Below are 2773 nucleotides of genomic sequence, written 5' to 3'. Positions count from 1 at the left end.
GCTGTGAGAGATCTCATCTTAAGGATGGTTTCACGCTTAGATGCTTTCAGCGTTTATCCGTTCCGGACGTAGCTACCCAACTATACCCTTGGCAGGATAATTGGTACACCAGCGGTCCGTCCACTCCGGTCCTCTCGTACTAGGAGCAGCCCCCTTCAAATCTCTTGCGCCCGCGATGGATAGGGACCGAACTGTCTCACGACGTTCTGAACCCAGCTCACGTACCACTTTAATGGGCGAACAGCCCAGCCCTTGGGACCGACTTCAGCCCCAGGATGTGATGAGCCGACATCGAGGTGCCAAACCTCCCCGTCGATATGGACTCTTGGGAGAGATTAGCCTGTTATCCCCAGGGTAGCTTTTATCCGTTGAGCGATGGCCCTTCCACTTGGATGCCACCGGATCACTAAGCCCTACTTTCGTACCTGCTCGCCGTGTTTGGCTCGCAGTCAAGCTCCCTTCTGCCTTTACACTCCGCGCGCGGTTTCCGTCCGCGCTGAGGGAACCTTTGGGCGCCTCCGTTACTCTTTAGGAGGCGACCGCCCCAGTCAAACTGCCCGCCTAACACTGTCCCGGCGATCGTTACTCGCTCGGTTAGAATCCCGATAATTGAAGGGTGGTATCCCAACGGCGGCTCCGGCAATCCCAGAGGACTGCCTTCCATGCCTCCCACCTATCCTGTGCATCAAGTATCAGAACCCAATATTAGGTTACAGTAAAGCTCCATGGGGTCTTTCTGTCCAGTCGCGGGTAACCTGCATCTTCACAGGTATTTCAATTTCACCGGGTCCCTCGTTGAGACAGTGCCCAAATCGTTACACCTTTCGTGCGGGTCGGAACTTACCCGACAAGGAATTTCGCTACCTTAGGACCGTTATAGTTACGGCCGCCGTTCACTGGGGCTTCAGTCGAATGCTTTGGGTCGAACCCGGACATCCTTCTTTAACCTTCCAGCACTGGGCAGGTGTCAGCACCTATACTTCAGATTTCTCTTTCGCAGGCACCTGTGTTTCTGGTTAACAGTCGCTTGGGCCTCTTCTCTGCGACCACACCGGGCTCCAGGAGCTAGTCCCTTCACCTTTGTGGCTACCCTTATCCCGAAGTTACGGGTACATTTTGCCGAGTTCCTTAACGAGGGTTCTCCCGCGCACCTTAGGATTCTCTCCCCGCATACCTGTGTCGGTTTACGGTACGGGCGGCAGCTTTCTCACTAGAAGCTTTTCTCGGCAGCGTAGGCTCAATCCCTTCGGGAACAAGTTCCCTCCGCGTCACGCCTCAGCCTCAGTTACCGGATTTGCCTGGTAACCAGCCTACACGCTTGCACACGATCTACCAATCTCGTGCGGACCTGCCTTCCTGCGTCACTCCTTCGTTCAAACGATCACTGCCGGTACTGGAATATCAACCAGTTGTCCATCTCCTACGCTCTCTGCCTCGGATTAGGTCCCGACTTACCCTGAGACGACGATCGTTGCTCAGGAATCCTTATGCTTTCGGTGGAATGGATTCTCACCATTCTTTTCGCTACTCATGCCAACATTCTCACTTCCCACCAGTCCACCGTACCTTCCAGTACGGCTTCAGCCCGATGGGAACGCTCCTCTACCACGCAAGCCTGAGCTTGCATCCATAGCTTCGGTTCCATACTTTAGCCCCGGGAATCTTCGGCGCAGGGCCTCTCGACCAGTGAGCTATTACGCACTCTTTAAATGGTGGCTGCTTCTGAGCCAACATCCTGGTTGTTTATGAGACCCCACATCCTTTTCCACTTAGTATGGCATTGGGGACCTTAGCTGATGGTCTGGGCTGTTTCCCTTTTGACAACGGGACTTATCTCTCGTAGTCTGACTCCCAGGCTCTGCAGCATAGCCATTCGTAGTTTGACAGGGTTCGGTAACCATTACAGTCCCTATCCCGATCAGTGCTCTACCGCCTATGCTTACTGCCTGAGGCTAGCCCTAAAGCTATTTCGAGGAGAACCAGCTATCTCTGCGTTCGATTGGAATTTCACCGCTACCCACGATTCATCCGAAAGTTTTTCAACACTCACCGGTTCGGTCCTCCACACGATTTTACCCGTGCTTCAACCTGATCATGGGTAGATCACTACAGTTTCGGGTCTACGAACACCAACTATCCGCCCTTTTCAGACTCGGTTTCCCTACGGCTCCGCATTTCCTGCTTAACCTCGCTGGTGCCCGTAACTCGTTGGCTCATTCTTCAATAGGCACGCCGTCGCTTGCGCTCCGACTGCTTGTAGACATACGGTTTCAGGTTCTCTTTCACTCCGCTCCCGCGGTTCTTTTCACCTTTCCCTCACGGTACTATGCGCTATCGGTCACTAAGAAGTGTTTAGCCTTGGAGGGTGGTCCCCCCGACTTCCCGCAAAATTCCTCGTGCTTCGCGGTACTCTGGATACTGGCCACTCATCCGATCTTTCATCTACCCGGCTCTCACGGTCTGTGGCTCACCTTTCCAGGTGATTCGACTAGATTGGACTTCGCTTATGCCAGTCCGTAACCCCAGGGAGCCGAAGCTCTCTGGTTTAGGCTCTGCCCTCTTCGCTCGCCGCTACTGTGGGCATCTCGTTTGATTTCTCTTCCTCCGGCTACTTAGATGTTTCAGTTCACCGGGTTCCCCTCCCGAAGGATGCCATCCCATGACGGATGGCGGGTTTCCCCATTCGGACATCCACGGATCAAAGCCTGCTTGCGGCTCCCCGTAGCTTTTCGCAGCTTACCACGTCCTTCATCGGCTCTTAGTGCCAAGGCAT

General features: G+C 54.2%; 1 rRNA gene. It reads right to left on the bottom strand.

Features of this window, described 5'->3' with window-relative positions:
- A 23S ribosomal RNA gene (locus tag ACTUHY_RS12730) occupies nucleotides 1-2773 on the bottom strand; the annotation flags it as partial.

This window comes from Acidaminococcus nyctereutis (genome assembly GCF_052216985.1).
Lineage (GTDB): Bacteria > Bacillota > Negativicutes > Acidaminococcales > Acidaminococcaceae > Acidaminococcus > Acidaminococcus fermentans_A.
This window is presented reverse-complemented; position numbering and strand designations above follow the sequence as displayed.